The sequence below is a fragment of the Bradyrhizobium sp. CCBAU 25338 genome, assembly GCF_028128965.1.
Lineage (GTDB): Bacteria > Pseudomonadota > Alphaproteobacteria > Rhizobiales > Xanthobacteraceae > Bradyrhizobium > Bradyrhizobium liaoningense.
In genome coordinates this window covers 220845-245055 of the sequence record NZ_LFKY01000034.1, presented here as the reverse complement: position 1 = coordinate 245055, position 24211 = coordinate 220845, and the positions used below count along the sequence as shown (strand labels likewise).

21 protein-coding genes are annotated in these 24211 nt (G+C 65.8%); 12 read left to right on the top strand and 9 right to left on the bottom strand.

Going from position 1 to position 24211, the window contains the following annotated elements; all coding sequences use genetic code 11:
- Positions 1 to 37: 37 nt before the first annotated feature.
- From ACM42_RS15055 to ACM42_RS15045, 3 genes are all read right to left on the bottom strand, one after another.
- Positions 38 to 952: an SDR family oxidoreductase gene (locus tag ACM42_RS15055; RefSeq protein ID WP_131867235.1), complete on the bottom strand. Its 915-nt coding sequence runs from the start codon at positions 950 to 952 to the stop codon at positions 38 to 40.
- 158 nt (positions 953 to 1110) lie between these two features.
- On the bottom strand, positions 1111 to 2250 hold the full coding sequence (locus tag ACM42_RS15050; protein WP_271528661.1) for a thiolase C-terminal domain-containing protein: 1140 nt from the start codon (positions 2248 to 2250) through the stop codon (positions 1111 to 1113).
- 3 nt (positions 2251 to 2253) lie between these two features.
- Positions 2254 to 2667 carry a Zn-ribbon domain-containing OB-fold protein gene (locus ACM42_RS15045; RefSeq protein ID WP_271528660.1) on the bottom strand — a complete coding sequence of 138 codons (414 nt, stop codon included), beginning with the start codon at positions 2665 to 2667 and terminating at the stop codon, positions 2254 to 2256.
- A gap of 178 nt (positions 2668 to 2845) precedes the next feature.
- Between ACM42_RS15045 and ACM42_RS15040 the strand changes: the two genes are divergently transcribed.
- The 5 genes from ACM42_RS15040 to ACM42_RS15020 all read left to right on the top strand — a co-directional run bounded on the left by ACM42_RS15040 (position 2846) and on the right by ACM42_RS15020 (position 7732).
- Positions 2846 to 4195: an amidase gene (locus tag ACM42_RS15040; protein WP_271528659.1), complete on the top strand. Its 1350-nt coding sequence runs from the start codon at positions 2846 to 2848 to the stop codon at positions 4193 to 4195.
- Positions 4188 to 4874: a DUF2848 domain-containing protein gene (locus ACM42_RS15035; RefSeq protein WP_271528658.1), complete on the top strand. Its 687-nt coding sequence runs from the start codon at positions 4188 to 4190 to the stop codon at positions 4872 to 4874. The genes ACM42_RS15040 and ACM42_RS15035 overlap by 8 nt, the downstream gene beginning before the upstream one ends.
- Positions 4875 to 5023: 149 nt before the next feature.
- The gene (locus ACM42_RS15030) at positions 5024 to 5770 is read left to right on the top strand and encodes a 2OG-Fe(II) oxygenase (protein WP_271528657.1); all 747 of its coding nucleotides are present in this window, start codon (positions 5024 to 5026) and stop codon (positions 5768 to 5770) included.
- 9 nt (positions 5771 to 5779) lie between these two features.
- Positions 5780 to 6433 carry a DNA oxidative demethylase AlkB gene (gene alkB, locus ACM42_RS15025; protein ID WP_271528656.1) on the top strand — a complete coding sequence of 218 codons (654 nt, stop codon included), beginning with the start codon at positions 5780 to 5782 and terminating at the stop codon, positions 6431 to 6433.
- A gap of 54 nt (positions 6434 to 6487) precedes the next feature.
- On the top strand, positions 6488 to 7732 hold the full coding sequence (locus ACM42_RS15020; protein WP_271528655.1) for an MFS transporter: 1245 nt from the start codon (positions 6488 to 6490) through the stop codon (positions 7730 to 7732).
- On the opposite strand, the gene ACM42_RS15015 is transcribed toward ACM42_RS15020, so the two are convergent.
- The 6 genes from ACM42_RS15015 to hpaH form a co-directional block, all read right to left on the bottom strand.
- On the bottom strand, positions 7710 to 9338 hold the full coding sequence (locus ACM42_RS15015) for a thiamine pyrophosphate-dependent enzyme (RefSeq protein WP_271528654.1): 1629 nt from the start codon (positions 9336 to 9338) through the stop codon (positions 7710 to 7712). The two genes, ACM42_RS15020 and ACM42_RS15015, sit on opposite strands and share 23 nt — an antisense overlap.
- A 25-nt stretch (positions 9339 to 9363) precedes the next feature.
- Positions 9364 to 10233 carry a fumarylacetoacetate hydrolase family protein gene (locus ACM42_RS15010; protein WP_271528652.1) on the bottom strand — a complete coding sequence of 290 codons (870 nt, stop codon included), beginning with the start codon at positions 10231 to 10233 and terminating at the stop codon, positions 9364 to 9366.
- A 169-nt stretch (positions 10234 to 10402) separates the two neighbouring features.
- Positions 10403 to 11386, bottom strand: coding sequence for a 3,4-dihydroxyphenylacetate 2,3-dioxygenase (hpaD, locus tag ACM42_RS15005; RefSeq protein ID WP_271528651.1), 984 nt, complete (start codon positions 11384 to 11386; stop codon positions 10403 to 10405).
- 107 nt (positions 11387 to 11493) lie between these two features.
- Positions 11494 to 13032, bottom strand: a complete 1539-nt coding sequence (hpaE, locus tag ACM42_RS15000; RefSeq protein ID WP_271528650.1) for a 5-carboxymethyl-2-hydroxymuconate semialdehyde dehydrogenase — start codon at positions 13030 to 13032, stop codon at positions 11494 to 11496.
- On the bottom strand, positions 13025 to 13423 hold the full coding sequence (locus ACM42_RS14995) for a 5-carboxymethyl-2-hydroxymuconate Delta-isomerase (protein WP_271528649.1): 399 nt from the start codon (positions 13421 to 13423) through the stop codon (positions 13025 to 13027). The genes hpaE and ACM42_RS14995 overlap by 8 nt, the downstream gene beginning before the upstream one ends.
- A gap of 31 nt (positions 13424 to 13454) precedes the next feature.
- Positions 13455 to 14261, bottom strand: coding sequence for a 2-oxo-hept-4-ene-1,7-dioate hydratase (hpaH, locus tag ACM42_RS14990; protein WP_271528648.1), 807 nt, complete (start codon positions 14259 to 14261; stop codon positions 13455 to 13457).
- A 111-nt stretch (positions 14262 to 14372) separates the two neighbouring features.
- On the opposite strand from hpaH, the gene hpaR reads away from it, so the two are divergent.
- The 7 genes from hpaR (at position 14373) to ACM42_RS14955 (ending at position 24190) form a co-directional block, all read left to right on the top strand.
- The gene (hpaR, locus tag ACM42_RS14985) at positions 14373 to 14903 is read left to right on the top strand and encodes a homoprotocatechuate degradation operon regulator HpaR (protein WP_271528647.1); all 531 of its coding nucleotides are present in this window, start codon (positions 14373 to 14375) and stop codon (positions 14901 to 14903) included.
- A 117-nt stretch (positions 14904 to 15020) separates the two neighbouring features.
- Entirely contained in the window at positions 15021 to 16106 is a 1086-nt protein-coding gene (locus ACM42_RS14980) for a malate/lactate/ureidoglycolate dehydrogenase (protein ID WP_271528646.1), read from the top strand.
- Positions 16107 to 16267: 161 nt separating this feature from the next.
- The gene (locus ACM42_RS14975) at positions 16268 to 17044 is read left to right on the top strand and encodes an HpcH/HpaI aldolase family protein (protein ID WP_061020197.1); all 777 of its coding nucleotides are present in this window, start codon (positions 16268 to 16270) and stop codon (positions 17042 to 17044) included.
- 96 nt (positions 17045 to 17140) lie between these two features.
- Positions 17141 to 18664, top strand: a complete 1524-nt coding sequence (locus tag ACM42_RS14970) for a UxaA family hydrolase (protein ID WP_271528645.1) — start codon at positions 17141 to 17143, stop codon at positions 18662 to 18664.
- A 186-nt stretch (positions 18665 to 18850) separates the two neighbouring features.
- Complete coding sequence (locus tag ACM42_RS14965) at positions 18851 to 19372, top strand: PAS domain-containing protein (protein WP_271528644.1); 522 nt, start codon at positions 18851 to 18853, stop codon at positions 19370 to 19372.
- Entirely contained in the window at positions 19350 to 20654 is a 1305-nt protein-coding gene (locus tag ACM42_RS14960) for a methyl-accepting chemotaxis protein (RefSeq protein ID WP_271528643.1), read from the top strand. Before ACM42_RS14965 ends, ACM42_RS14960 begins: the two co-directional genes overlap by 23 nt.
- A gap of 266 nt (positions 20655 to 20920) precedes the next feature.
- Positions 20921 to 24190 (top strand): transglutaminase family protein, encoded by a 3270-nt coding sequence (locus ACM42_RS14955; RefSeq protein WP_271528642.1) that lies wholly within the window; start codon positions 20921 to 20923, stop codon positions 24188 to 24190.
- The last annotated feature ends 21 nt before the right edge of the window (positions 24191 to 24211 follow it).

The window sequence follows — 24211 nt, the reverse complement described above, 5'->3', positions numbered from 1 at the left end:
ACCGGAGATCGCAGTGCAGCAATAGCCGGAAAGCCGTCTAGACCGGATCCCAGGTGAAGATGTCGGCGGAGCGGTCGAGCTTGTAGAACGAACCCTTCAGTGCCGGCATGCCGTGTTCGGCGATCGACTGCGGCGTCCAGCCTTCGCTCCGCTGCACCGAGCGGATCGGGCGGTTCTGGCTGAACAGGAAGATCTCGTTCATGCGCACGCCGAAGATCTGGCCGGTGACGTCCTTGGCGGAATCGCCGAGCAGATAGCCGCAGAGCGGGGCGATCTTCTCGGGTCCCATCTGCTTGATCTTCTCGACACGCGCCTTCTCGGCCTCGGTCTCGGTCGGGATGGTTCCGATCATGCGGGTCCAGGCGAAGGGCGAGACGCAGTTGGAGCGCACGTTGAAGCGGCCCATGTCGAGCGCGATGGACTTGGAGAGCCCGACGATGCCGAGCTTGGCGGCGGCGTAGTTGGCCTGGCCGAAATTGCCGATCAGGCCCGAGGTCGAGGTGAAGTGCACGAAGGAGCCCGACTCCTGCTCGCGGAAGACGCGGGCCGCGGCGTGGCTGACGTAGAACGAGCCCATCAGATGCACCTTGATGACGGCCTCGAACGCCTCCACGCTCATCTTGTGGAAGATCATGTCGCGCAGGATGCCGGCATTGTTGACGACGCCGTCGAGCCGGCCGAAATGATCGGTCGCGGTCTTCACGATCTTGCTGGCGGGGATCGCTTCCGCGACCGACTCGAAATTGGCGACCGCCGTGCCGCCGCGCTTCTTGATCTCCTCGACCACCTCCTCGGCCGGAGCAGCGTTCGCGCCGGCGCCGTCCGCGGCGCTGCCGGGATCGTTGACGACGACCTTGGCGCCCTCCGCCGCGCACAGCAGTGCGATCTCGCGCCCGATGCCGCGGCCTGCGCCGGTGACGATGATGACCTTGTCTTGTAGTGATTTCGTCATGTGGGTTCTCCGCTATCCATTCCAAATTCCGTCGTCATTCCGGGGCGCGCCTCTTGGCGCGAGCTCTGGTGCGCGGTTGCGCACCTGAGAATCCATGCTCCCGATTGTGGTTATGGATTCCGGGCCTGCGCCTTCGGCGCATCCCGGAATGACAGTCACTACCTCTCGTTCGTAAACACGATCGTGCCGCTTGCGGCGAACATGCCGCCGACGCCGTGGCACACCGAAATCTTCGCGTTCGGTACCTGCGCCGGCGCGATGCCGCGCATCTGGCGGATGCTCTCCTGGAGCGCGTACATGCCATACATGCCCGAATGCATGTAGCTCAGTCCGCCGCCATTGGTATTGAGCGGGAGCTTGCCGCCGGGACGCGTGTTGCCGTCCGCGATGAACTGGCCGGTTTCCTCGTACGGCATGAAGCCGAGATCGCCGAGCCCAAACAGGGGCAGGTGTGCAAACGCGTCGTAGATCATGAGATGGTCGACGTCCTCATGCGCAATGCCGGCCTCCTTGAACGCCAGCGGCCCTGCGACCTTGAACGCGCGCGAGGAATTGAACGTCTCCATCTGGCTGACCATCGGCGTCTCCACGCTCTCGCCGGTGCCCATGATGTAGACGGGCTTGCGCGGAAAGTCCTTGGCGCGGTCCGCGGAGGTCAGGATCAGCGCGCCACCGCCGTCGGTGACGAGGCAGCACTGCAGCAGGCGGAACGGATAGGCGATCATGCGCGAGTTGAGCACGTCGGCGACCGTGATCGGCTCCTTCATCATCGCGCGCGGATTCTTCGCCGCCCACTCCCGCTGCATTACCGCAACCGAGGCGAGCTGCTCGTGGGTGATGCCATAGGTCTTCATGAAGCGCAGCACGGGGATCGGAAACATGCTGGGCGGACCGTAGACGCCATAGGGCGCCTCGAACTGGCCGTTGAGGCTGTCCGGCGGGGTCGAGCGCGGCAGCTTGCCGATCATCGACTTGCCGCTCTCGGCGTGGGTGATCAGCACGGTCTTGCACAGGCCGGCCTCGATCGCCGCGGCGGCATGGCGAACGTGCAGCATGAACGAGCAGCCGCCGACCGAGGTGCCGTCAACCCAGGTCGGCTTGATGCCGAGATAGTGGCAGACCTGCTGCGGCGTCTCGACGGCGGTGGCAAAGCCGTCGATGTCGGACAGCTTCAGCCCGGCGTCCGCAATGGCGTTGAGTGCGGCGTCCGCATGGAGCTGGAGCTGCGAGGCGTTGGGGATGACGCCGAGTTCGGTGGTCTCGGCCGCGCCGACGACGGCAACCTGGTTCTTGCGCATCGCTTACCCCTTTGCCGGACGGAAGACGGGGAGGGTGATCTTGTCGTCGAGCTCCTGGAAGGCGACCTCGAGCTTCATGTCGAGCTCGAGCGCCTCCGGCGTCTGCGGGCAATCGATGATGTTGCTCATCATCCGCGGGCCCTCGTCGAGCTCGACCACGGCGATGGCGTAAGGCGGCGTGAAGCCCGGCGCGGCGGGGCGATGGTTGATCACGTAGCTGTAGAGAAAGCCCTTGCCGCTTGCCTTGAAGATGCTGACCTTGCGCGAGGCGCAGGAGGGGCAGAACGGGCGTGGCGGAAAGTAGACATGCGCGCAGGCGTCGCAGCGCTGCAGGCGCAATTCGCCCACTTTCGTGCCATCCCAGAAATGCTGGGTCTCCGGCGTCGGTTTCGGTCGCGCGCGCTGCGGTTCGGCCATGTTGGGGGCTCCTCCCAAAAGACAGGCTTCCCGCCTGGCTGTTTCGATCTTGATGCGACAATCGACTATAGTGCGTCAACGGTCCAGCAATGCGCATGCATGCCATCATGCGCACAATGCTTGTGTCGAACTGAGCCAGCGCTATAGATTGCGCGCGCCAATATTCCGTGAGACAGACATGCCCAATTTTCCGACACTGGCGAAGCTCGCCGAAGACCTCGAAAGCGGCCGCACGACCTCGCGCAAGCTGGTCGAGGCGTGCATCGCCAGGATCGCCGATCCCGCCGGCGAAGGCCAGCGCGCCTTCATCCATGTCGACAAGGACGCCGCGCTGGCGGCGGCCGATGCTATGGACGGCTTGCGCAAGGCCAAGGCGGCGCCGTCGCGCTATGCCGGCATTCCGATCTCGATCAAGGACCTCTTCGACATCAAGGGCCAGGTGACGCGCGCCGGCTCGCGCGCGCTCGACGATTCCCCGCCGGCCGAGCAGGACGCCGCGACGGTGGCGCGGCTGCGCAGGGCCGGCTTCGTCGTGATCGGCCGCACCAACATGACCGAGTTCGCCTATTCCGGCATCGGCATCAATCCGCATTACGGTACGCCGAAGGGCGTCTGGAACCGGGCCGAAGGCCATGTGCCCGGCGGCTCCTCCTCGGGCGCGGCAGTTTCGGTGCTGGACGGCATGGCGCATGGCGCGCTCGGCACCGACACCGGCGGCTCCTGCCGGATTCCGGCTGCCTTCAACGGCATCGTCGGCTACAAGCCGACTCAGCGCCGCGTGCCGCTCGACGGCTCCGTGCCGCTCTCGTTCTCGCTCGACAGCATCGGCCCTCTGGCACGATCGGTCAGCTGCTGTGCCATACTCGACGCCGTGCTCGCGAACGAGCCTATCATCGCATTGAAGCCGCGGCCGATCCAGGGCATGCGGCTCGCGGTGCCCACTACGATCGCGCTTGACGACCTCGACACGGAAGTGGCCACGACCTTCGAGCGCGCCCTGAAGACGCTTGCCGATCACGGCGCCATCATCGAGCGCATCGAGATGGCGGAGTTCCACGATGTCGGCCCGATGAACGCCAAAGGCGGTTTTGCGGCCTCTGAAAGCTATGCCTGGCATCGCTATCTCATCACGGCGAAAGGCGATGTCTATGATCCCAGGGTCGCCGTGCGCATCATGCGCGGCGAGGCACAGAGCGCGGCCGATTACATCGATCTTCTCAACGAGCGCCGCTCGCTGATCGCCCGCGTCAATGCGCGCATTTCGTCCTATGACGCGCTGGTGCTGCCGACCACCGCCAACACGCCGCCGAAGATCGCCGATCTCGCCGACGACAAGGCCTTCACCACCCAAAACCTGCGCGCGCTGCGCAACTGCACCCTGATCAACATGATCGATGGCTGCGCCATCTCGATCCCTGCACATCGTGAGGGCGAGGTCCCGGTCGGCCTGATGCTGGCGGGGACGGGCGGATCAGACCGTCGCATTTTCGAGCTTGCTGCCGGCATGGAGGCCGTCATTCGTGTTTGACCTGACTTTCACCGTCGATGCCCAGGACACCACCACGCCGCTGACGCTGGCGATCGACCAGATGGTCATCGCCGGCTGGACCGGCCGCGATCCCGTCGCCCGCGACAAGCACATCGCCGAACTCGAGGCGGTCGGCATCGCACGCCCGGCCTCGACGCCGATCTACTATCGCGCTTCGGCGCGGCGACTGACCCAGGAAGACCGCATCGAATGCACCGGCGGCGACTCCAGTGGCGAGGTCGAGTTCGTGCTGATCGGCTGGCAGGGCCGCATCTTCGTCGGCTGCGGCTCCGACCACACCGACCGCAAGGTCGAGGCCTACAGCGTCACGGTATCCAAGCAGATGTGCGACAAGCCCATCGCCTCCACCCTGTGGGAGCTGGAGGACGTCATCGGCCACTGGGACAGGATGATCCTGCGCTCCTATGCCACGATCAAAGGCGAGCGCGTGCTCTACCAGGAAGGCACGCTCGACGCGATGCTGCCGGTCACCGAGCTCATCGCGCGCGGCTTTCCGGGCGGAAGTTTCCCCGACGGCTGCGCCATGTTCGGCGGCACCTTCGCCGCCAAGGGCGGCATCCGCCCCGCCGACCGCTTCGACTTCGAGTTGGAGGACCCCGTGCTGAAGCGCACGATCAAGCACGGCTACGACGTGGTGACGCTGCCGGTGCGGGGCTGACGTCTCCGCTGTCATTGCGAGGAGCCCTTGCGACGCAGCAATCCAGACTGGTTCCGCCGAGGGATTCCGGATTGCGTCGCTGCGCAATGACGGGGAGAGAGTCGGAAATCGGGTGGCGGGGTGAACGTTGGGCTGCAAAGGTGATTGCTATGACAATGACCGCGCGAAAATCAGCCCAATCCTTCGCTCCCGACCTCGCCGCCCGCGTCGACGCCCTCGGCTGGCCGCAGATCACTGCCGAGCTCGACGCCCAGGGCTGCGCCGTTCTGAAGGGCCTGCTCACGCCCGATCAATGCCGCGCCATCGTCGCGCTCTATCCCGATGACGCGCACTTCCGCAGCCGCATCGTCATGGGCCGGCACGGCTTTGGCCGCGGCGAGTACAAGTACTTCGCCTATCCGCTGCCCGACCTGATCGCGCAGCTCCGCCCGGCGCTCTACGCGCATCTGCAGGACGTCGCCAACCGCTGGAACGAGGCGATGGGGATCGACATCCGCTATCCCGGAGAACATGCGGCCTTTCTGAAGCGTTGCCATGAGGCCGGACAGGCGCGGCCGACGCCGCTGCTGTTGCAATACGAAGCCGGCGACTACAATTGCCTGCACCAGGACCTCTATGGCGAGCACGTGTTCCCGCTCCAGGTCGCGATCCTGCTCTCCGAGCCGGGCCGCGATTTCACCGGCGGCGAGTTCGTGCTGACCGAGCAGCGCCCGCGGATGCAGTCCCGCGCCGAGGTCGTGCCGCTTGCGCAGGGCGATGCGGTCGCCTTCGCTGTGCATCACCGTCCGGTGCAGGGGACACGCGGCACCTACCGCGTTAATCTGCGCCATGGCGTCAGCCGCGTCAGGTCCGGCCGGCGCCACACGCTGGGCGTGATCTTTCATGATGCCAAATGAGCGCTGCGATTGACGGGTGATCTATTTGACAATGTTGCCGAAGCACAGCCGTTGCGCGAGGAGATCGCCGACGGCGCCGTGCTGCTGCGCGGCTTCGTCAAGCCGATCGAGAGCGAGCTGATCGAAGCGGTCCGCGCCATCGTGGCACAATCTCCGTTCCGGCGGATGACCACGCCCGGCGGCTACCAGATGTCGGTGGCGATGACCAATTGCGGCGAGCGCGGCTGGATCACCGATCACACCGGCTATCGCTACGATCCCGTCGATCCGCGCACCGGCGCGCCATGGCCGGCGATGCCGCCTGTGTTCCGAGCTCTCGCGCGCCGCGCTGCGGAGCAGGGCGGTTTCGCCGGCTTCGCGCCCGACGCCTGCCTCGTCAACCGCTACGAGCCAGGTACCCGATTGTCGCTGCACCAGGACAAGGACGAGCTGGACTATTCGGCGCCGATCGTCTCGGTCTCGCTCGGCCTGCCCGCGACCTTCCTGTTCGGCGGCCTGGCGCGCAGCGACAAGCCGCGCCGCTTCCGGCTCGTCCATGGCGACGTCGTGGTCTGGGGCGGGCCGAGCAGGCTCACCTATCACGGCGTGGCGCCGCTCGCCGACGGAGAGCACGCGCTGCTCGGACGGCGGCGCATCAACTTGACCTTCCGCAAGGTGCTCTGAGGCATTCCCAAGAGGCGCCCCTGTCGTCTAAGCTTCTGCGAGGGGGGCGGCGACATGACGACTGTACAGGTCTCGACCGGGGCGGGCACGAGCGCATCGCGCACGGGGCTCTATCTGGCCGTGCTGCAACTCGTGTTCACGCTGGGCTGGACGACCTATGTCGTCTACCTGCCGAAGCTCGCGGCGGACGTCGGCCTTGCGCCGGCGGCCGTGATCCTCATCCTGATGCTGGACCAGGCGATCTTCACCATCGCCGATACCGCGATGGGGATCGCGGCCGACAAGCTCGCGCCCGTCGTCGGGCGGCTCGGCCTGTTCGTCGGCGTGCTGGCGGCGATCTCCTGCGCCGCCTTCGTCGCGCTCCCCTTCGTGGCCGGCATCGGTGCCGGCGCGCAGGTCTGGTTCATCGTGCTGATCGTGGTCTGGTCAATCGCGTCGTCGGCCCTGCGTGCGCCACCGCTGACCCTGCTCGGCAAATACCGTGCCCGGCCGCAGGTGCCGTTCCTCGCGGCATTGGCCATGCTGGGCTATGGCGTCGCCGGCGCCGTATCGCCCTATCTCGGCGTGGTGCTGCGCGAGCACGATGCGCGGCTGCCATTCGTGATATCGAGCGCGGTGCTGCTGCTGACGGCGCTGGGGCTGTCGCGGATCGAGCATGACGTGGTGCGCGACGCCCCGCCGCCGACGCCGGCCGAGGCGGCCAAACCGCTTGGTCTCGTCCCGATCGCCTTCATCGTCGCGATGGTCGCGCTGGCACTCGGCTACCAGCTGCACTTTGCCATGAACAGCGCGCCGTTCTATCTGCGCTTTGCCAAGCCGGATGAGCTGCAATGGCTGATGCCGGTGTTCTGGATCGGCTTCAACATCGCGATGTTTCCGGCAAGCCTCGTCGTCAAGCATCGCGGCGGCCTGATCGTGATGGGCGCCGCCGGACTGTTCGGTGCGGTGGCGATTATCGTGGCGGAGCTTGCCGGCAGCCTCAATACGCTGATCGTCGCCCAGTTCCTCGCCGGCGCTGCGTGGGGCTGCATGCTGATGAGCGCGGTCTCGGCCGCGCTTGCGATCGGCTCGACCGGCGCGGAGGGAAAGGTCACGGGCCTCGTGTTCTCGGCGCTCGCGCTAGGCACCTTCGCGCGCATGGCGGCGGTCGCGGGCGGCCTGCAGAAGATGCCGGACTTCGCACCGCTGCTGCACTGGGCCCCCGTCGCCTGCTGGTCGGTTGCAGGCGCCGGCCTGTTGGTGATTGCAGCCGCCCGGCTCCAGGGCGGTGTTCAGCTCAAGGCTTCGGCGGGTGGATGAATGCCCAGGGGCTCACTTCCGAATCCCTGGTCACCTCGACCGAGACCAGATACGGCCCACCATGGGCCAGTGCCTTCTCCAGCGCGGCCTTGAACTGATCCGGCGCGGTGACGCGCGCAGCCTTGACGCCAAAGGACTCCGCGAGCCTGACGAAATCCGGATTGACGAGGTCCGATGCCACCACGCGGCCGTCGAAACGTTCGCGCTGGTCGCGGCGGACGTTGCCATAGGCGTTGTTGTTGAACACCAGCGTCACCACGCCGATGTTGAACTGCACGGCGGTCGAAAGCTCCTGCACGCCGAACATGAAGCCGCCGTCGCCGGTGATGGCGACCACCGGCTTGTCGGGGTTGGCGACTTTTGCGCCGAGCGCGGTCGGAAAGCCCGAGCCGAGCGTGCCCTGGTAGCCCGAGGTGATGAAGGTGCGCGGCTGGTAGACCGGGAAGCCGTACCAGGAAGCGAAGCCGACTTGCGACAGTTCATCCGTGACGATCGCATTCGCCGGCAGCACCTCGCGCAGGATGTCGAGATAGGCCATCTGCGGCTGGATGCGCTGGATCTCGGCTTGCGCGGTCGCGGTCGCCTCGCGGATCGCCTCCCGCCGGCCACGGGTGCGCGCATAGCCGGCTTTCTTCACGGCCGCGACGAGATCGGCCGTACCGGCCTTGGCGTCGGCGACGATGGCGGCATCGGAGATGATCCGGCGCATCTCGGCCGGGTCGATATCGATCCGAATGGATTTCAGTCCACTCGGTTGATAGGGCCAGCGAAAGCCCGAGGCCGGCAGCTCCGCGCGGGTGCCGATCGCGATCATCAGATCGGTCGTCGGCCACAGTCTGTAGGCCGCCGCCATGGTGAGACCGAGCTCATGCGCGTTCGAGACGATGCCGCGGCCGCTGCGGAACGCGACCACGGGCGCATCGATCATCTCGGCGAGCTCGAGGATCTCCTCGCCCGCCTCGATCGCGCCGCTGCCGACGAAGATCATCGGTGCCTTGCTGGTCTTGATGAGTGCGGCCGCCTGCCTGACCAGGTCGGGATCGGGCCGCGGCGCGGGCAGCGGCTCCAGCACTTGAGCAGCCGCCGTCTCCGCGCGCTGGGTGAAGACGTCCCAGGGCATCTCCACCGAGGCAGGGCCGCGCCGTCCCGACATCATCTCCTGGAACGCGCGCGCCACGATCGTCGGCGCGTTGCCGGGATATTCGATCCGGTCCGCCCATTTCACATAGGTGCGCAAGGTCGCCAGCTGATCCGGCATCTCGTGCAGATGGCCGCGTCCCTTGCCGAGGAACTGCGTCGGCACCTGGCCCGTCACGCACAGCACCGGCTCGTTGCAGCCGAACGCAGTCAGCAGTGCCGCGCTGGCATTGAGCACGCCCGGGCCGGGCACCACGCTGAACACGCCGGGCCTGCCGCTGGAGCGCGCGTAGCCGAATGCCATGTAGCCGCAGGCCTGCTCGTGCCGTGCGCCGATCACCTTGAGCTGGGCCTGATGGAAGGCGTCGAACAGGCCGTAGACCTGCGCGCCGGGCAGGCCAAACACGGTGTCGACGCCATGGGCGACCAGGCCGCTTACGATCGCTTCGCCGCCGGTGAGGGTGGTCATCTGGCTATTCCACTTCGATGATTGTTCAGGCTTCGTCGACGACGCCGTTGCGCAAGCGGCCGATGCCCTCGGCCTCGACCTCGACGACGTCGCCGGGCTTCAGGTACCGCGGCGGATCGAACCGCGCACCCGCGCCGGTCGGCGTGCCCGTGACGATGATATCGCCGGGGACGAGGGTTGCGAAGGTCGAGATATAGTTCACGAGATAGCGGAACGGAAACATCAACCGGCTGGTGCGATCGTCCTGCCTGAGTTCGCCGTTGACATGCGTGGTGAGACGAATGTCCGCAATCTGCGATTCCGATGTGTAGGGCACGAGCCACGGGCCGAGGCTGCCGCTGGAATCGAAGTTCTTGCCCTGGGTGACGTTGAACTTGGCGTGGCGCAGCCAGTCGCGCACCGAGCCCTCGTTACAGAGCGTCAGCGCGGCAATGTGATCGAGCGCGGCGCTTTCCGGAATGTGCCGGCCTTGCTTGCCGATCACCAGCACGATCTCGCCCTCATAGTCGAGCTGCGCGGACGCGCGCGGGCGCACCAGCGGCGTGTCGTGCCCGACGAAGGAGCGCGGTGAGCGCATGAACATGCTCGGATATTTCGGCGCGTCCTGGCCGTCCTTGTACTCGGCGTTGCGGTCAGGATAGTTGACGCCGATGCAGATGATTTTCTCCGGCGCGGGCACCGGCGGCAGCCAGGTGATCTCGCTGAGCGCGTGATCAGGTGCGCGGCCGGCAGCCTCTTCGGCAAAGCTCAAGAGCTTTCCGGCCGCGATCACCTCGCGCAGCGTTGGATAGTCCTTGCCGTAACGCGCGGAGAGATCGACGAGGCCGCCGTCTACGACGGCGCCGTAGCGGGTTGCACCATTGACGGAGTAGGTGGCGAGGCGAGGGAGTTTCATAGGCAATCTCTCTGTCGTCCCTGCGAAAGCAGGGACCCATACCGCGTGATCTATCGATAGTGCGCGAGGGCGATCCCGAACGACCACACTCCGCCAAACCGCACCCTGTGGTTATGGGTCCCTGCTTTCGCAGGGACGACGGGGAGGGAGGCCGCGCCTGTAACCGTCATCAATCCGCCACCAGCACGTCGGCCACGAATTTCGGCTCGCGCACGGCCTGGCCCGTGAACGGCGAGCCCTGCTCGAACCAGGAGCGCGGGGCGGGCGCGCCCCACAATGTCTGGCGGCGCGGATCGCGCAGCGACCAGCGCAGCGGTTCGTGGTCGTGATCCCCCGTGAAATAGTCGCTGGTGTAGAGTTCGAGCCGGTGCCCATCGGGATCGCGCACATAGAGGAAGAACGCGTTCGAGATGCCGTGGCGTCCCGGCCCGCGCTCGATGTTCTTCACGAAACCTTGCGTCGCCATGACGTCGCAGAGATGGATGATGTTCATCGCCGTTGGCGTCCAATAGGCGAAATGGTGCAGGCGCGGACCCTTGCCGTTGGTGATGGCGAAATCATGGACGTTGCCCTTGCGATGCATCCAGGCCGCGGCGATGCGCCCGTTCGGGCCGTCCTCCTCGGCGTATTCGGTGAGACGGAAGCCGAGCCGGGCGTAGAATTCCATCGTGTCCTGCACTTCGGCAGCGAAGACGTTGAAATGGTCGAGCCGCTGCGGATGGCAGCCCCGGTAGAGGTCGTAGCGGCGGAGCAAATGCGGCCGCCGGTCCATCGAGGCGTAGAGCTCGATCTGGAAGCCGAAGGGATCGGTGAATTGCAGCGTGCGGCCCTGGAACGGTTGGTCGACGAAGGCGTAGGCCAGGCCGTTCTCGGAGAGAAAGGCGGCGGCCTTGTCGAGATCCTTGTCGTTGCCGACCTTGAAGCCGAGCCGCGCGCAGGCCGGCGCAGCCGCCTTGCGCAGGACGAGCGAGTGATGCTGGTGCTCCTCGGCCGCGCGCAGGTAAACGACATTGTCGTCGGCGTCCTCGACATGCAGGCCGACGGTGGTCTCGTAGAACTCGCGGCTCAGCTTCAGATCGGTGACGTCGAGCACGACGTGGCTGGAGCGGATGATGTTGAACGGCGGCTCGAAGACGTGTTGCGGTACCGGCATGTGCGTTTCCCCTCAATAGGCCCGGTCATTCCGGGGCGGTCCGTCAGGACCGAACCCGGAATCTCGAGGTTCCGGGTTCGCTTCGCGCTCCGGAACGACTGCTTTCCTCAAATTCCCAGCTTCTGAATCTTGTGCGTGCCCCGCGCCAGCGAGACGTGCTTGGTTTCCATGTAGAAGTCGAACGAGTAATCTCCACCGTCGCGGCCGATGCCTGAGGCCTTCATGCCGCCGAACGGCGTCGGCAGATGGCGGACGTTTTCCGAGTTCAGCCAGATCATGCCGGCTTCCAGCGCATCGGCCACGCGCAGCGCCCGGCCCATGTCGTTGGTCCAGACATAGCCGGTCAGGCCATAGCGGATGTCGTTGGCGATCTCGATCGCGTCCGTCTCGTCGCGGAACGGCAGCACGGTGAGGAACGGCCCGAACACCTCCTCCTGCGCCACGCGCATCTTGCCATGCGCGCCGGTCACCAGCGTCGGCTCGACATAGTGTCCGCCGCCGGGGCCGTCATAGGCCTTGCCGCCGACCGCGATCGTCGCGCCGTCCTGGCGCGCGACGTCGAAATAGGAGCAGACCTTTGCGAGGTGCCGCTCGTGGATCAGCGGTCCGATCTCGGTTGAGGGATCGAGGGGATGGCCGACCTTCAACGCCTTCACGCGCGCGGTCAGCTTCTCCACGAATCTCTCGGCGATGCTCTGCTGGATCAGCAGGCGGCTCGACGATGTGCAGCGCTCGCCATTGAGTGAGTAGATCATGAACACGACGGCATCGAGCGCGCGGTCGAGATCGGCATCGTCGAACACGATGACGGGATTCTTGCCGCCGAGCTCGAAATGGACGCGCTTCAGGGTCGGCGCACCCTGCATCATGATGGCCGAGCCCGTCGCGCTCTCGCCGACGAAGCCGATCGCCTTGATGGCGGGATGCTCGGTCAGCGCCTTGCCGGCCTCTTCACCGAAGCCGTGGACGGTGTTGAGCACGCCATCGGGCACGCCGGCTTCCTTCACGAGCTTCGCCAGAATGGAGGCCGTCACCGGCGACCATTCGGCCGGCTTGTGCACGACGGTGCAGCCCGCAGCGAGGGCCGGGGCGATCTTCCAGGTCGAGAGCATGAACGGCGTGTTCCACGGCGTGATCACGCCGACGGGGCCGATCGGCACGCGGGTGGAGACGTTCCAGTGCTCGTCGCTCGGCGTGTTGAGGCCGTCGCGCGCCTCCGCGCATTTGTCGGCGAAGAAGCGGAAATTCTCGGCGGCGCGGATCGCGGCCTTGGCCATGAAGCGATAGGCCTGACCGGTGTCGATGCATTCGAGCACCGCGATATCCTCGGCATTGTCCTCGATCGCATCGGCGACCCGGTGCAGCAGCTTGCGCCGCATCGCCGGTCCCATGTCGCGCCAGGATTTGAAGGCGAGCGCAGCCGCGGTTGCCGCAGCGTCGATGTCCTCGGCATTGCCGCGGGCGACGCTTGCCAGCGTCGCGCCATCGACCGGCGATTTCGTCTCAAACCTCTCGCCTGATATCGACGGCACGATCTTGCCGTCGATCATGTGGCCGATGCCGTCCGCGCGCAGCGTCTTCAAGAGCGGCGCGGCGCGGTCGCGGTTGGTCTGGAACACATCGGCTTTCGGCATGGGCTTATCCATGGGCGGCCTCCGCTTTCAGGGCGTCGTGGATGTTGTTGCGCTTCCAGCTGGTGTCCTTGTCGTTGATCTGCATGTCGAACGACAGGGCGAACCTGCTGGCGGCAAAGACGGGATCGAGATGTCTTGAGAGCGCCTCGAAGACGTGCTCGCCAGCGTTCTGACGCGTTTCGAGATCGCGGCCCTCGCCGATGCGCAGCACCATGTCGAGAAAGCCGTAATCCTGGCGGGCGTCCGCGATCGCATAATGCTCGCACCTGACGGCGCGAACGCGGATGCCGCCGAGGGGGAAGATGCCGGTCTCGCTGGCTGCCTTGCGCACGACCTCACATACCGTGCCGATGTCGAGGCGGTCATCGAGATTGGCCGAATATTCGATCGTGAAATGCGGCATCGCGGTTTCACTCCCTGTCTTCTTGTTCGCCTTAAGCGAAGTAGCAGCTCACCGAGCCGTAGGCGCCATAATCGGCCTGAATTGTGTCGCCCTTGCGAGTCTCGATCGGACGGATGAAGGAGCCCGCGAGGACGACCTGGCCCGGCTCCAGCGCAAGGCCGAGCGGCGCGATCTTGTTGGCGAGCCAGGCCACGGCCGTGGCGGGATGATTGAGCACGCCGGCGGCAAGGCCCGTCTCTTCCAGCTGGCCGTTCTTGAAACAGAGCGCGCCGATCCAGCGCAGGTCCGCGTCCAGCGGGCGGATCGGCCGTCCTCCGAGCACGATGCCGGCATTCGCCGCGTTGTCGGCGATGGTGTCGAAAATCTTTCGCGTCGTTTTCGTCGCGGGATCAACGCGTTCGATCCGCGTGTCCAGGATCTCCAGCGCCGGCACGACGAAGTCGGTGGCGTTGAGGACGTCGAACATCGTGCAATTGGGTCCAGAGAGTCGCTGGCTCATGACGAAGGCGAGTTCGGCCTCGACGCGCGTCGCGATGAAACGCTCGGTCGGAACGATCCCGCCATCGGCGAAGAACATGTCGTCGAGCAGCACGCCGGAATCCGGCTCGTCGATACTGAGCGCGCTCTGCATCGCCTTCGAGGTCAGGCCGATCTTGTGGCCCTTGACGATGCGCCCTTCGGCGATCTTGACCTCGACCCAGGCCTTCTGAATCGCGTAGGCATCGGCGATGGTGATCTCGGGAAAATCCTGTGACAGCTGCCGGATCTGCGTGCGGGTCTTCTCCGCCTGGTGCAGACGTCTCGCGCAAGCTCGGATATCGTCGTTGGAAAGCGCCATCTTTAGTCTGACAAATCGTGGTGTCCGGAGATACTTAACATGTTAAGTGAATGCGTCAAACACAATTCGGGCTTGCTGCACTGCAAACATTCTGCGGCTTGAAGGGGCGTCATGACGAAGAAACCCGCCGATCCCGCCAACGGAGGCACGCCTGCCGCAGGACCCGCCGCAAGACAGGTGCCGATGCGCGACTTCTCGCGCTCGCTGCCGATGTCGCTGCTGCGGGCGCGCGAGGCGGTGATGCGGCAGTTTCGTCCCTCGCTGCGCGAGTACGGTTTGACCGAGCAGCAATGGCGCATCCTGCGCGCGCTCGCTTCCATCGAGGCGGTCGAGGTCACGGAACTCGCGCGCACGGCGTTCCTGCTGGGGCCGAGCCTGTCGCGCATTCTGCGCGATCTGGAGGCGCGCAACCTGATCGAGCGCAAGACCGCCAAGGCGGATCAACGCCGCAGCATGGTCTCGATCTCGAAAGAGGGTGTGAAGCTGATGGCCTCCGTCGCGCCGACGTCCGAAGCGATCTACGCGGAGATCACGCGTCGCTTTGGCACACGCAAGCTTGCCGAATTGCAGGAGATGCTCGGCGAGCTCGAACGGAGTCTTGCGGGACTCGGCGCCAGCGAGGAAGCAAGTCCCGAGGAGTGAAAGCAGATATGCGCTCCCATGCGGCAGCGGCCATGGACATGGTCGCGTTTTTTCGCTCAAGTGCCGCCGAAGCCGATCGCTGCAAAGTCGGCGCCGGGGAGAGGCAGACAGGCCGTCATGGTCACCATTCAGGTCCATAAGCTGATCGACTTCGTCACCGAAGTCTTCGCGCATGCGCAGTCCTCTCCGGAGGAGGCCAGGCGTATCGCCACCTATCTGACCACGGCGAACCTGACCGGCCATGACAGCCACGGCGTGATCCGCGTTCCCGTCTACATCCGCTGGCAGAAGACCGGATCGGTCGTCCCAAATCAGAACGCGGAGGTCGTGCTCGACACGCCCTCGCTCGCGGTGATCGACGGCAAGTTCGGCTATGGCCAGACCGTGACGCCGCAGGCGGTCCAGATCGGCATCGAGAAGTGCAGGAAGGCTGGGCTTGCCGCGGTCGCACTGCGCAACGCCGGTCATATCGGCCGCGTCGGCGACTGGGCCGAGATGGCCGCGGCCGAAGGTCTCGTCTCCGTGCATTTCGTCAATGCCGCGGGCTCGCTGCTGGTCGCCCCGTTCGGCGGCGTCGAGAAGCGGCTGTCGACTGCGCCGTATTGCGTCGGCATCCCGCGTGAGGGCCAGGACCCGATCGTGCTGGATTTTGCGACCTCGGTCGTCGCCGAGGGCAAGGTGCTGGTCGCGAGCCGCGGCGGCAAGAAGCTGCCCAAGGGCGCACTGGTGGATTCCGACGGGACCTTGAGCGAGGATCCGGCCGTGCTTTACGGCCCCTACACGCCGGACGGGCCGCGCGATCATACCAAGGGAACGGGCGCGATCCGCGCCTTCGGCGAGCACAAGGGATCGGGGCTCGCCTTCATGTGCGAGCTCTTGGGCGGCGCGCTGACCGGAACCGGCGCCACCTCGGGCGGGCGGCGCTTTGCCAACGGCATGCTGGCGTTCTATGTCGATCCGAAGGTGGTCGACACCTCGAACATTTTCGACGCCGAAGTCTCGCGCTACGTTGATTTCATCCGCGCCACCAAGCCGATGGCCGGGGTCGATCAGGTGCTGATTCCGGGCGATCCGGAGCGAAAGACCCGCGCTGAGCGGACCCGGAACGGCATCCCCTTGCCGGATGACACCTGGGCGGCAATAGTGAACACCGCCCGTGAGGTCGGCGTCAGCGAAGTCAGCATCCAGAGGGCGACGGCTTAGAGCGTTTCGTCATTGCGAGGCGCGCCAGTGACGGAGCAGTCCAGAGTGCCATCGCGGAGAAATTCTGGATTGCTTCGCGGAGCCCGTCATCGGGCCGCGCTTCGCGCGGACCCGCTGGCTCGCAACGACAGTGAGTGAGATCAACAAAGAAGGAAGGCAACGTGGCGAATAAAGTCAAAGAGATCTGGAAGTCGGGCAAGGCGGTCGTCAACGCGTGGCTTGCCATACCCTCCGGCTTCTCGGCCGAGATGATCGCGCAATGCGGCTTCGACAGCGTCACCGTCGACATGCAGCATGGCGTGCAGGACTATCTGTCGATGGTGCAGTGTTTCCAGGCCATGGACAAGCATCCGATCACGCCGATGGTCCGCGTGCCCTGGAACGAGCCCGGCATCATCGGCAAGGTGCTCGATGGCGGCGCCTATGGCGTGATCTGCCCGATGGTCAACACGCCGCAGGAAGCCCGGAACCTCGTCTCCTATTCCAAATATCCGCCCAAGGGCGTGCGCTCCAACGGCCCGATCCGCGCCGGCATGTACGGCACCGCCGGCTCCTACCAGAAGACCGCCAACGACGAGATCGTGCTGCTGCCGATGATGGAGACCCGGACCGCGGTCGAGAACATGGAAGCGATCCTCGACGTCGAAGGCATCGACGGCGTCTATATCGGCCCGTCCGATCTCGGCTTCTCCTACGGCCTCGAGCCCAAGCTCGACCGCAGCGAGCCGGAGATCCTCGCGATCTACGAGAAGATCATCAAGGAGTGCGGCAAGCGCGGTCTGAACCCGGGCATCCACTGCAGCGGCGCGGAGGGCGCGGCGCGCGCCATCAACATGGGCTTCAAGCTGGTGACGCTGTCCAACGAGGTCGGCCTGATGACGACCTACGCCAAGATGCAGGTCAACGCGACCCGCAAGGATTCAGGCGGCAAGGCCTGAGCTCCGGGCGAATGGCGCATAGGGAGTGGCGAATGGCGCCGCTCCCTTTTCCATTCGCTACTCGCCGTTCGCTATTCGCCTCCGAAGGAGACTCCCATGACCGTCAGCCCCGTCATCCGCCTGCATCCCGATGATGGCGTGGTCATCGCGCGCGCGAGCCTGCCGCCTGGAACGAGCGTGGCTGACGGCGTGACCACGGTCGATCGCATTCCCTCCGGCCACAAGGTCGCGATCAAGCCGATCGCCGAGGGCGAGCCGATCAAGCGCTACGGTCAGATCATCGGCTTTGCCACGGTGCCGATCGCGCCGGGTCAGCACGTGCACGTGCACAACTGCGGCATGGGTGATTTCGCCAAGGACTACGCCTATTGCGCCGACGTGAAGCCGACGCCGAACTTCGACCTGCCGGCGACCTTCGAGGGCATCCGCCGCCCGGATGGCCGCGTCGCCACGCGCAACTATATCGGCATCCTCACCTCGGTGAATTGCAGCGCGCACGTCGCGAGCCTCGTCGCCGACGTCTTCAAGAAGAATCCCTTCACCGGCGACAACCCGCTGGCCGACTTCCCCAACGTCGACGGCGTGGTCGCGCTCACCCACAAGACCGGCTGCGGCATGACGCAGAACGAGCCCCTGGCGTTGCTCCGTCGCACGCTCGGCGGCTATGCGCGGCACGTCAATTTCTCCCACGTGATCGTGCTCGGCCTTGGCTGCGAGGTGAACCAGATCGGCGGCCTGATGGAAGAGCAGAAGCTCGCCGGCCGCCTCCGTGCGATGGACATCCAGGAGGTCGGCGGCACCCGCAAGACGGTGGAGGCGGGCATTGCCTTCGTGCGCGAGGCGCTGGCTGACGCCAACAAGGTCAGGCGCGAAACGGTGCCGGCCAGCGAGCTCACCGTGGCCCTGCAATGCGGCGGCTCGGACGGCTATTCCGGCGTATCTGCCAATCCCGCGCTCGGCGCGGCGAGCGACCTCATCGTGCGCCATGGCGGCACCGTGATCCTGTCGGAGACGCCGGAGACCTACGGCGCCGAGCACCTGCTCACGCGTCGTGCCGTCAGCCGCGAGGTCGGCGAGAAGCTGGTCGATCTCATGCGCTGGTGGGACGAGTACACGACGCGCGAAGGCGCCGAGATGAACGCCAATCCCAGCCCCGGCAACAAGGCCGGCGGCCTCACCACCATCCTGGAAAAGTCGCTCGGCGCGATGGCCAAGGCCGGCACCACCAACCTCGTGGAGGTACTGCGCTACGCCGAGCCCGTCACCAAGAAGGGCTTCGTCTTCATGGACACGCCCGGCTACGATCCAGTGGCTGCGACCGGGCAGGTCGCCGGCGGCGCCAACCTGGTCTGCTTCACCACGGGCCGCGGCAGCGTGTTCGGCTGCAAGCCGGCGCCCTCGATCAAGCTCGCCACCAACACGCCCATGTACAAGCGAATGGAAGATGACATGGACGTCAATTGCGGCACCATTCTCGAAGGCGAGGAGAGCGTCGCGCAGTGCGGCCAGCGCGTCTTCGATCTCATCCTCAAGACCGCCTCGGGCCAGCCGACCAAGAGCGAGAGCTTCGATTTCGGCGGCGCCGAGTTCGCGCCGTGGGTGCTCGGCGCGACGATGTAATTGAGCCCAGTGCGCCTTGCTGCGCAATTCTGCAGGACGAGCAGGGCCAGTCCGTAAATCTACGGAGGCGCTGCGCGGCCTCGCGGCTTCCAGCGCTCATCTATGATTAATGTTTCCTGTCGTAATCCTAGAGCGATGCGGGCCGCTCCTTCGAGGAGTGCTGCCCTTCGTGAGGATTCGTCAACGATGACGCGTGCGATACGGCCGACTGGCGTGGAAAATCTCCTCGGTGAGGAGGAGCTGATTGTATCGAAGACCGATCTCAAAGGTCGCATCACCTACGCCAATGATGTCTTCATCCGGATGGCGAAGTACTCGTGGAAGGAGCTGATGGGCGCTCCCCACAGCCTGATCCGCCATCCCGACATGCCGCGCGCCGTGTTCAAGCTGCTGTGGGACACGCTCCAGTCCAAGCAGGAGATCTTCGCCTACGTGGTCAATCTGGCGAAGGACGGCAGTCATTACTGGGTGTTTGCCCACGTCACGCCGACATTCGACGAGCGCGGCAATATCGTCGGCTATCACTCCAACCGCCGCAAGCCCGATCCTGCGCAGATCGAGCGCATCAAGCCGATCTACAAGACGCTGTGCGCGGAAGAGGCGCGGCATGCCAATGCCAAGGACGGCATGCATGCGAGCTTCGAGGCGATGGTCGGGCTGCTCAAGCAACAGGGTGTCGGTTACGATGAATTTGTGCTCTCTCTCTAAGGCGCAGGGAGCGACCGCGCTCGCGGGTGTTCTTGCAGTCGGTGCGTTCGTTCTCTCGCTTCTCGGAGTGACCGGAATCGCCGGTGCTGTTTTGCTCGGCGCGACGGTCGTGCTGCTCGGCTATGCCGTGTGGTCCCAGCATCGGACGGCGGTGGCCGTCGACGAGGTGGCTGATGTGTGCCGCAAGGCGGCGCATGGCGACCTCGAAGCGCGCATCATGAGTGAGCGGCAGGCCGGGCGGATCGGAGCGATCCAGAAATCCGTCAACGACATGCTCGACATCACCGACGCCTTCGCCCGCGAGGCCTCGGCGTCGATGGACTATGCCAGCCGCGGCAAGTATTTCCGCAAGATCCTCGCGCGGGGTCTGCCCGGCTCGTTCCGCCGCTCGGCGGTCGTCATCAACGCCGGCACCGACAGCCTCGGCCGCCGCGTTGTGGAGATCGCCGGCCTCGCGCGGGAGTTCGGCACGCATCTCGACGCGGTTGCGGGCGGCCTCATGGGCGCCGCGACCGATCTCGAATCCGACGCCGGCCAGATGGCGGCAGCGGCGGAGAAGACCAGCCGGCAGACCTCCGGCGTGCTCACTGCGTCCGACCAGGCTTCGCGCAACGTCGCCACCGTCGCCGGCGCCGCGGAGCAGCTCGCCTCTTCGATCGCCGAGATCAACCGCCAGGTCGCTGGCTCGACCGCGAGCACCGGGCGGGCGGTGGACGAAGCCAATCGTGCCGGCAGCGAGATCCGCACGCTGGCGGGCGCCGCGATGCAGATCGGTGACGTCGTCAAGCTGATCAGCGAGATCGCCGAGCAGACCAACCTCCTGGCGCTCAACGCCACGATCGAGGCGGCCCGTGCGGGGGATGCCGGCCGCGGCTTCGCGGTGGTGGCCTCCGAGGTCAAGAGCCTCGCCAACCAGACCGCGAAGGCGACCGAGGAGATCAGCGCCAAGGTCGGCGAGATGCAGCAATCGACGACCACTTCGGTTGCGGCGGTCGAGGCGATCGCGCAGACCATCGCCGAGATCAACGGCATCACGGCCTCGATTGCCGCCTCGATCGAGCAGCAGGGGGCCGCGACGCGCGAGATCGCCCGCAACGTTCACGAAGCCTCCGCCGGAACCTCGCAGGTCTCCTCCAACGTCACCGGCATCAGCGAAGCCGCCGCCGATACGGGCCGCGTGGCGAGCCGCGTCAACAGCGCCTCCGAACGCGTCCATGGCGAGGTCGAGACGCTCCGGCGCGAGGTGACGCAGTTCTTGCAGCGGCTGACGTCCGCGGCGTAGGGCCGCCCCATCAGAGGCCGTCATGCCCGGGCTTGTCCCGGGCATCCACGTTTTTGGGGACCGCAGACGAAGGCCGTGGATGGCCGGGACGAGCCCGGCCATGACGCTGTGGATGCTTTGGCGCACCAAACTCTCATGTCATAGATCGCCCCCGGGCTACGGGGCTACGAGGCGGATACTTCCTAGGCACGGCTTGCCCGTTGTTAGTGCTTGATCGCGCTGAGTTCAGGTGTTCTGCTCAAAAAAGCTGCTGGAGCATGCACCCCGTGTCGATCTACGTCGCATTACACCACGTCACGCACTACAAATACGACCGCCCGATCGACCTTGGCCCGCAGACCATCCGCCTGCGGCCGGCGCCGCACACCCGCACGCCGATCCTGAGCTATTCGCTCAAGGTCACGCCATCCAACCATTTCGTGAACTGGCAGCAGGATCCGCAAGGCAACTGGCTCGCGCGCTACGTCTTTCCGGAGAAGGCCACCGAGCTGAAATTCGAGGTCGACTTCACGGCGCAGATGACCGTGGTCAACCCGTTCGACTTCTTCGTCGAGCCCTATGCCGACAGTTTTCCGTTCGAGTACCCGAAGGATCTCAAGACGGAGCTGGCGCCGTATCTCGAGACCGTCAAGCCCGATCGCCTGTTCGCGCAGTATCTCGACGCGATACCGACTGAAGCCCCCAACACCGTCAACTTTCTGGTCGACCTCAACAGGGAGCTTCAGAAGAAGATCCGCTACATCATCCGGATGGAGCCGGGCGTGCAGACGCCTGAGGAAACGCTGTCGTCCTGCGCCGGATCGTGCCGCGACTCTGCTTGGCTCCTGATCCAAACGTTCCGCCATCTCGGCCTCGCCGCGCGTTTCGTTTCCGGCTATCTCATCCAGATCCGTCCCGACATCGATCCGATCGAGGGACCGCCCGAAGTCGAGAACGACTTTACCGATCTGCACGCCTGGGCCGAGGTCTATCTGCCCGGCGCGGGCTGGATCGGGTTCGATGCGACTTCCGGCATGCTCGCAGGCGAGGGGCACATCCCCGTCGCCGCCACGCCGCATTATCGCTCGGCGGCGCCAATTTCGGGCGGTGCCGGCTTTGCCGAGGTCGAATTCGCCTTCGATATGAGCGTGCGGCGCATCCGCGAGGCGCCGCGCATCACCAAGCCCTTTTCCGATGAGGCGTGGGCGCGGCTCAACGATCTCGGCGAGCAGGTCGACGGCGATCTCGCCGCGCAGGATGTTCGGCTCACGATGGGCGGCGAGCCGACCTTCGTCTCGGTCGACGATCTCGAAGCGGCGGAATGGAACACCGACGCCGTCGGCCCGACCAAGCGCGCGCTCGGTGACGATCTGATCCGCCGCTTGCGCACGCGCTTCGCGCCGGGCGGCCTTTTGCATTACGGCCAGGGCAAATGGTATCCGGGAGAGAGTCTGCCGCGTTGGGCCTTCGGCCTTTACTGGCGCAAGGACGGCGTTCCGATCTGGAGGAACGCCGACCTCATCGCCAAGATCGAAAATCCGCGCCGTGCCGAGGTGAAGGACGCCGAGGCCTTCATGGAAGGCACGGCGGCCCGGCTCGGCCTCGATGCCGGCTACATCATGCCGGCCTATGAGGACACCGCGTACTGGCTCCAGAAGGAGGCCGAGCTTCCCGTCAACGTCGATCCCTCCGATTCCAAACTGTCGGATCCGGAAGCCCGCGCGCGGATGGCGCGCGTGTTCAACGAGGGCCTCAACACACCGCGCGGCTTCGTGCTGCCGGTGCAGCGCTGGAACGCGCCGCCGCGCTGGCGCAGCGAGCGATGGCAACTCCGGCGCAATCATCTGTTCCTGATGCCAGGCGATTCGCCTCTCGGTTTGCGCCTGCCGATCGGGTCGCTCGGTTACGTCCCGCCCAACCAATATCCCTACATCGTCGAGCAGGACCCGATGGAGGCGCGGGACAGGCTGCCGGTGTTCACGCTCGCCGCGCGTCCGGAATCTCCGCCGCGGGCCGCGCCCGAGCATCTCAACACCTCCGTCCCGGTTCGCACCGCGATGTCGGTCGAAATCCGCGACGGCGTGCTCTGCGCCTTCATGCCGCCGGTCGAGCGCATCGAGGACTATCTCGAACTGGTCGCCGCGCTCGAAGCCACCGCGGAGGAAATGCAGCTACAGGTCCATGTCGAGGGCTATCCGCCGCCGTTCGATCCGCGCATCGAGGTGATCAAGGTGACGCCCGACCCTGGCGTCATCGAGATCAACGTTCAGCCGGCGAAGAGCTGGCGCGACGCGGTGGAGATCACCTCCGGACTCTACGAGGACGCGGCTAAGGTGCGACTCGGCGCCAACCGCTTCCTGGTCGATGGCCGTCACACCGGCACCGGCGGCGGCAATCACGTCGTGGTCGGCGGTTCGAGCCCACAGGACTCGCCGTTCCTTCGCCGTCCCGATCTCTTGAAGAGCCTCGTGCTGTACTGGCAGCGGCATCCGTCGCTGTCCTATTTCTTCTCCGGCCTCTTCATCGGCCCGACCAGTCAGGCGCCGCGCATCGACGAGGCCCGGCACGACAGCATCTATGAGCTCGATATCGCGCTCTCGCATGTGCCGCCGCCAGGCACCCAGGCGCCGCTGTGGCTGGTCGATCGCCTGTTCCGGCATCTGCTGGTCGACATCACCGGCAATACCCACCGCGCCGAGATCTGCATCGACAAGCTCTATTCGCCGGAGGGGCCGACCGGCCGGCTCGGCCTCGTCGAGTTCCGCGCGCTCGAAATGCCGCCCGATCCGCGCATGTCGCTTGCGCAGCAGCTCCTGATCCGTGCGCTGATCGCCAGATTCTGGCGCGAGCCGCAGGCCGGCAAGTTCGTGCGCTGGGGCACCGCGCTGCATGATCGCTTCATGCTGCCGCACTTCATCTGGGACGATTTTTTGGAGGTGCTCACCGAGCTGAAGCAGTTCGGCTATCCGTTCGAGCCGGAATGGTATCTGGCCCAGCTCGAATTCCGCTTCCCCGCCTTCGGCCGCATCCATCATGGCGGCGTGACGCTGGAGCTGCGTCAGGCGCTGGAGCCCTGGCACGTGCTGGGTGAGGAGGGCTCGGCCGGCGGCACCGTGCGCTATGTCGACTCGTCGGTCGAGCGGCTTCAGGTCAAGGCGGAGGGCTTCGTCGAGGGCCGTCACATCGTCACCTGCAACGGCCGCCGCCTGCCGATGACCCCCACGGGCCGCTCGACTGAAGCCGTGGCCGGCGTCCGCTTCAAGGCCTGGCAGCCGGCCTCCGGCCTGCACCCGACCATCCCCGTTCACGCGCCCCTGACCTTTGATCTGATCGATACCTGGAACGGCCGCTCGCTCGGCGGCTGCGTCTATCACGTCGCCCATCCCGGCGGGCGCAACTACGACACCAAGCCGGTCAACACCTACGAGGCCGAGGCGCGGCGGCTGGCGCGCTTCCAGGATCACGGCCACACCCCGGGTCCGATGCAACCGCCGCCCGAGGAACGCACAAGTGAGTTTCCGCTGACCCTCGACTTGCGGACCCCGCTCCTGCAATGAGTATGCTGCGGGGGCATGGAG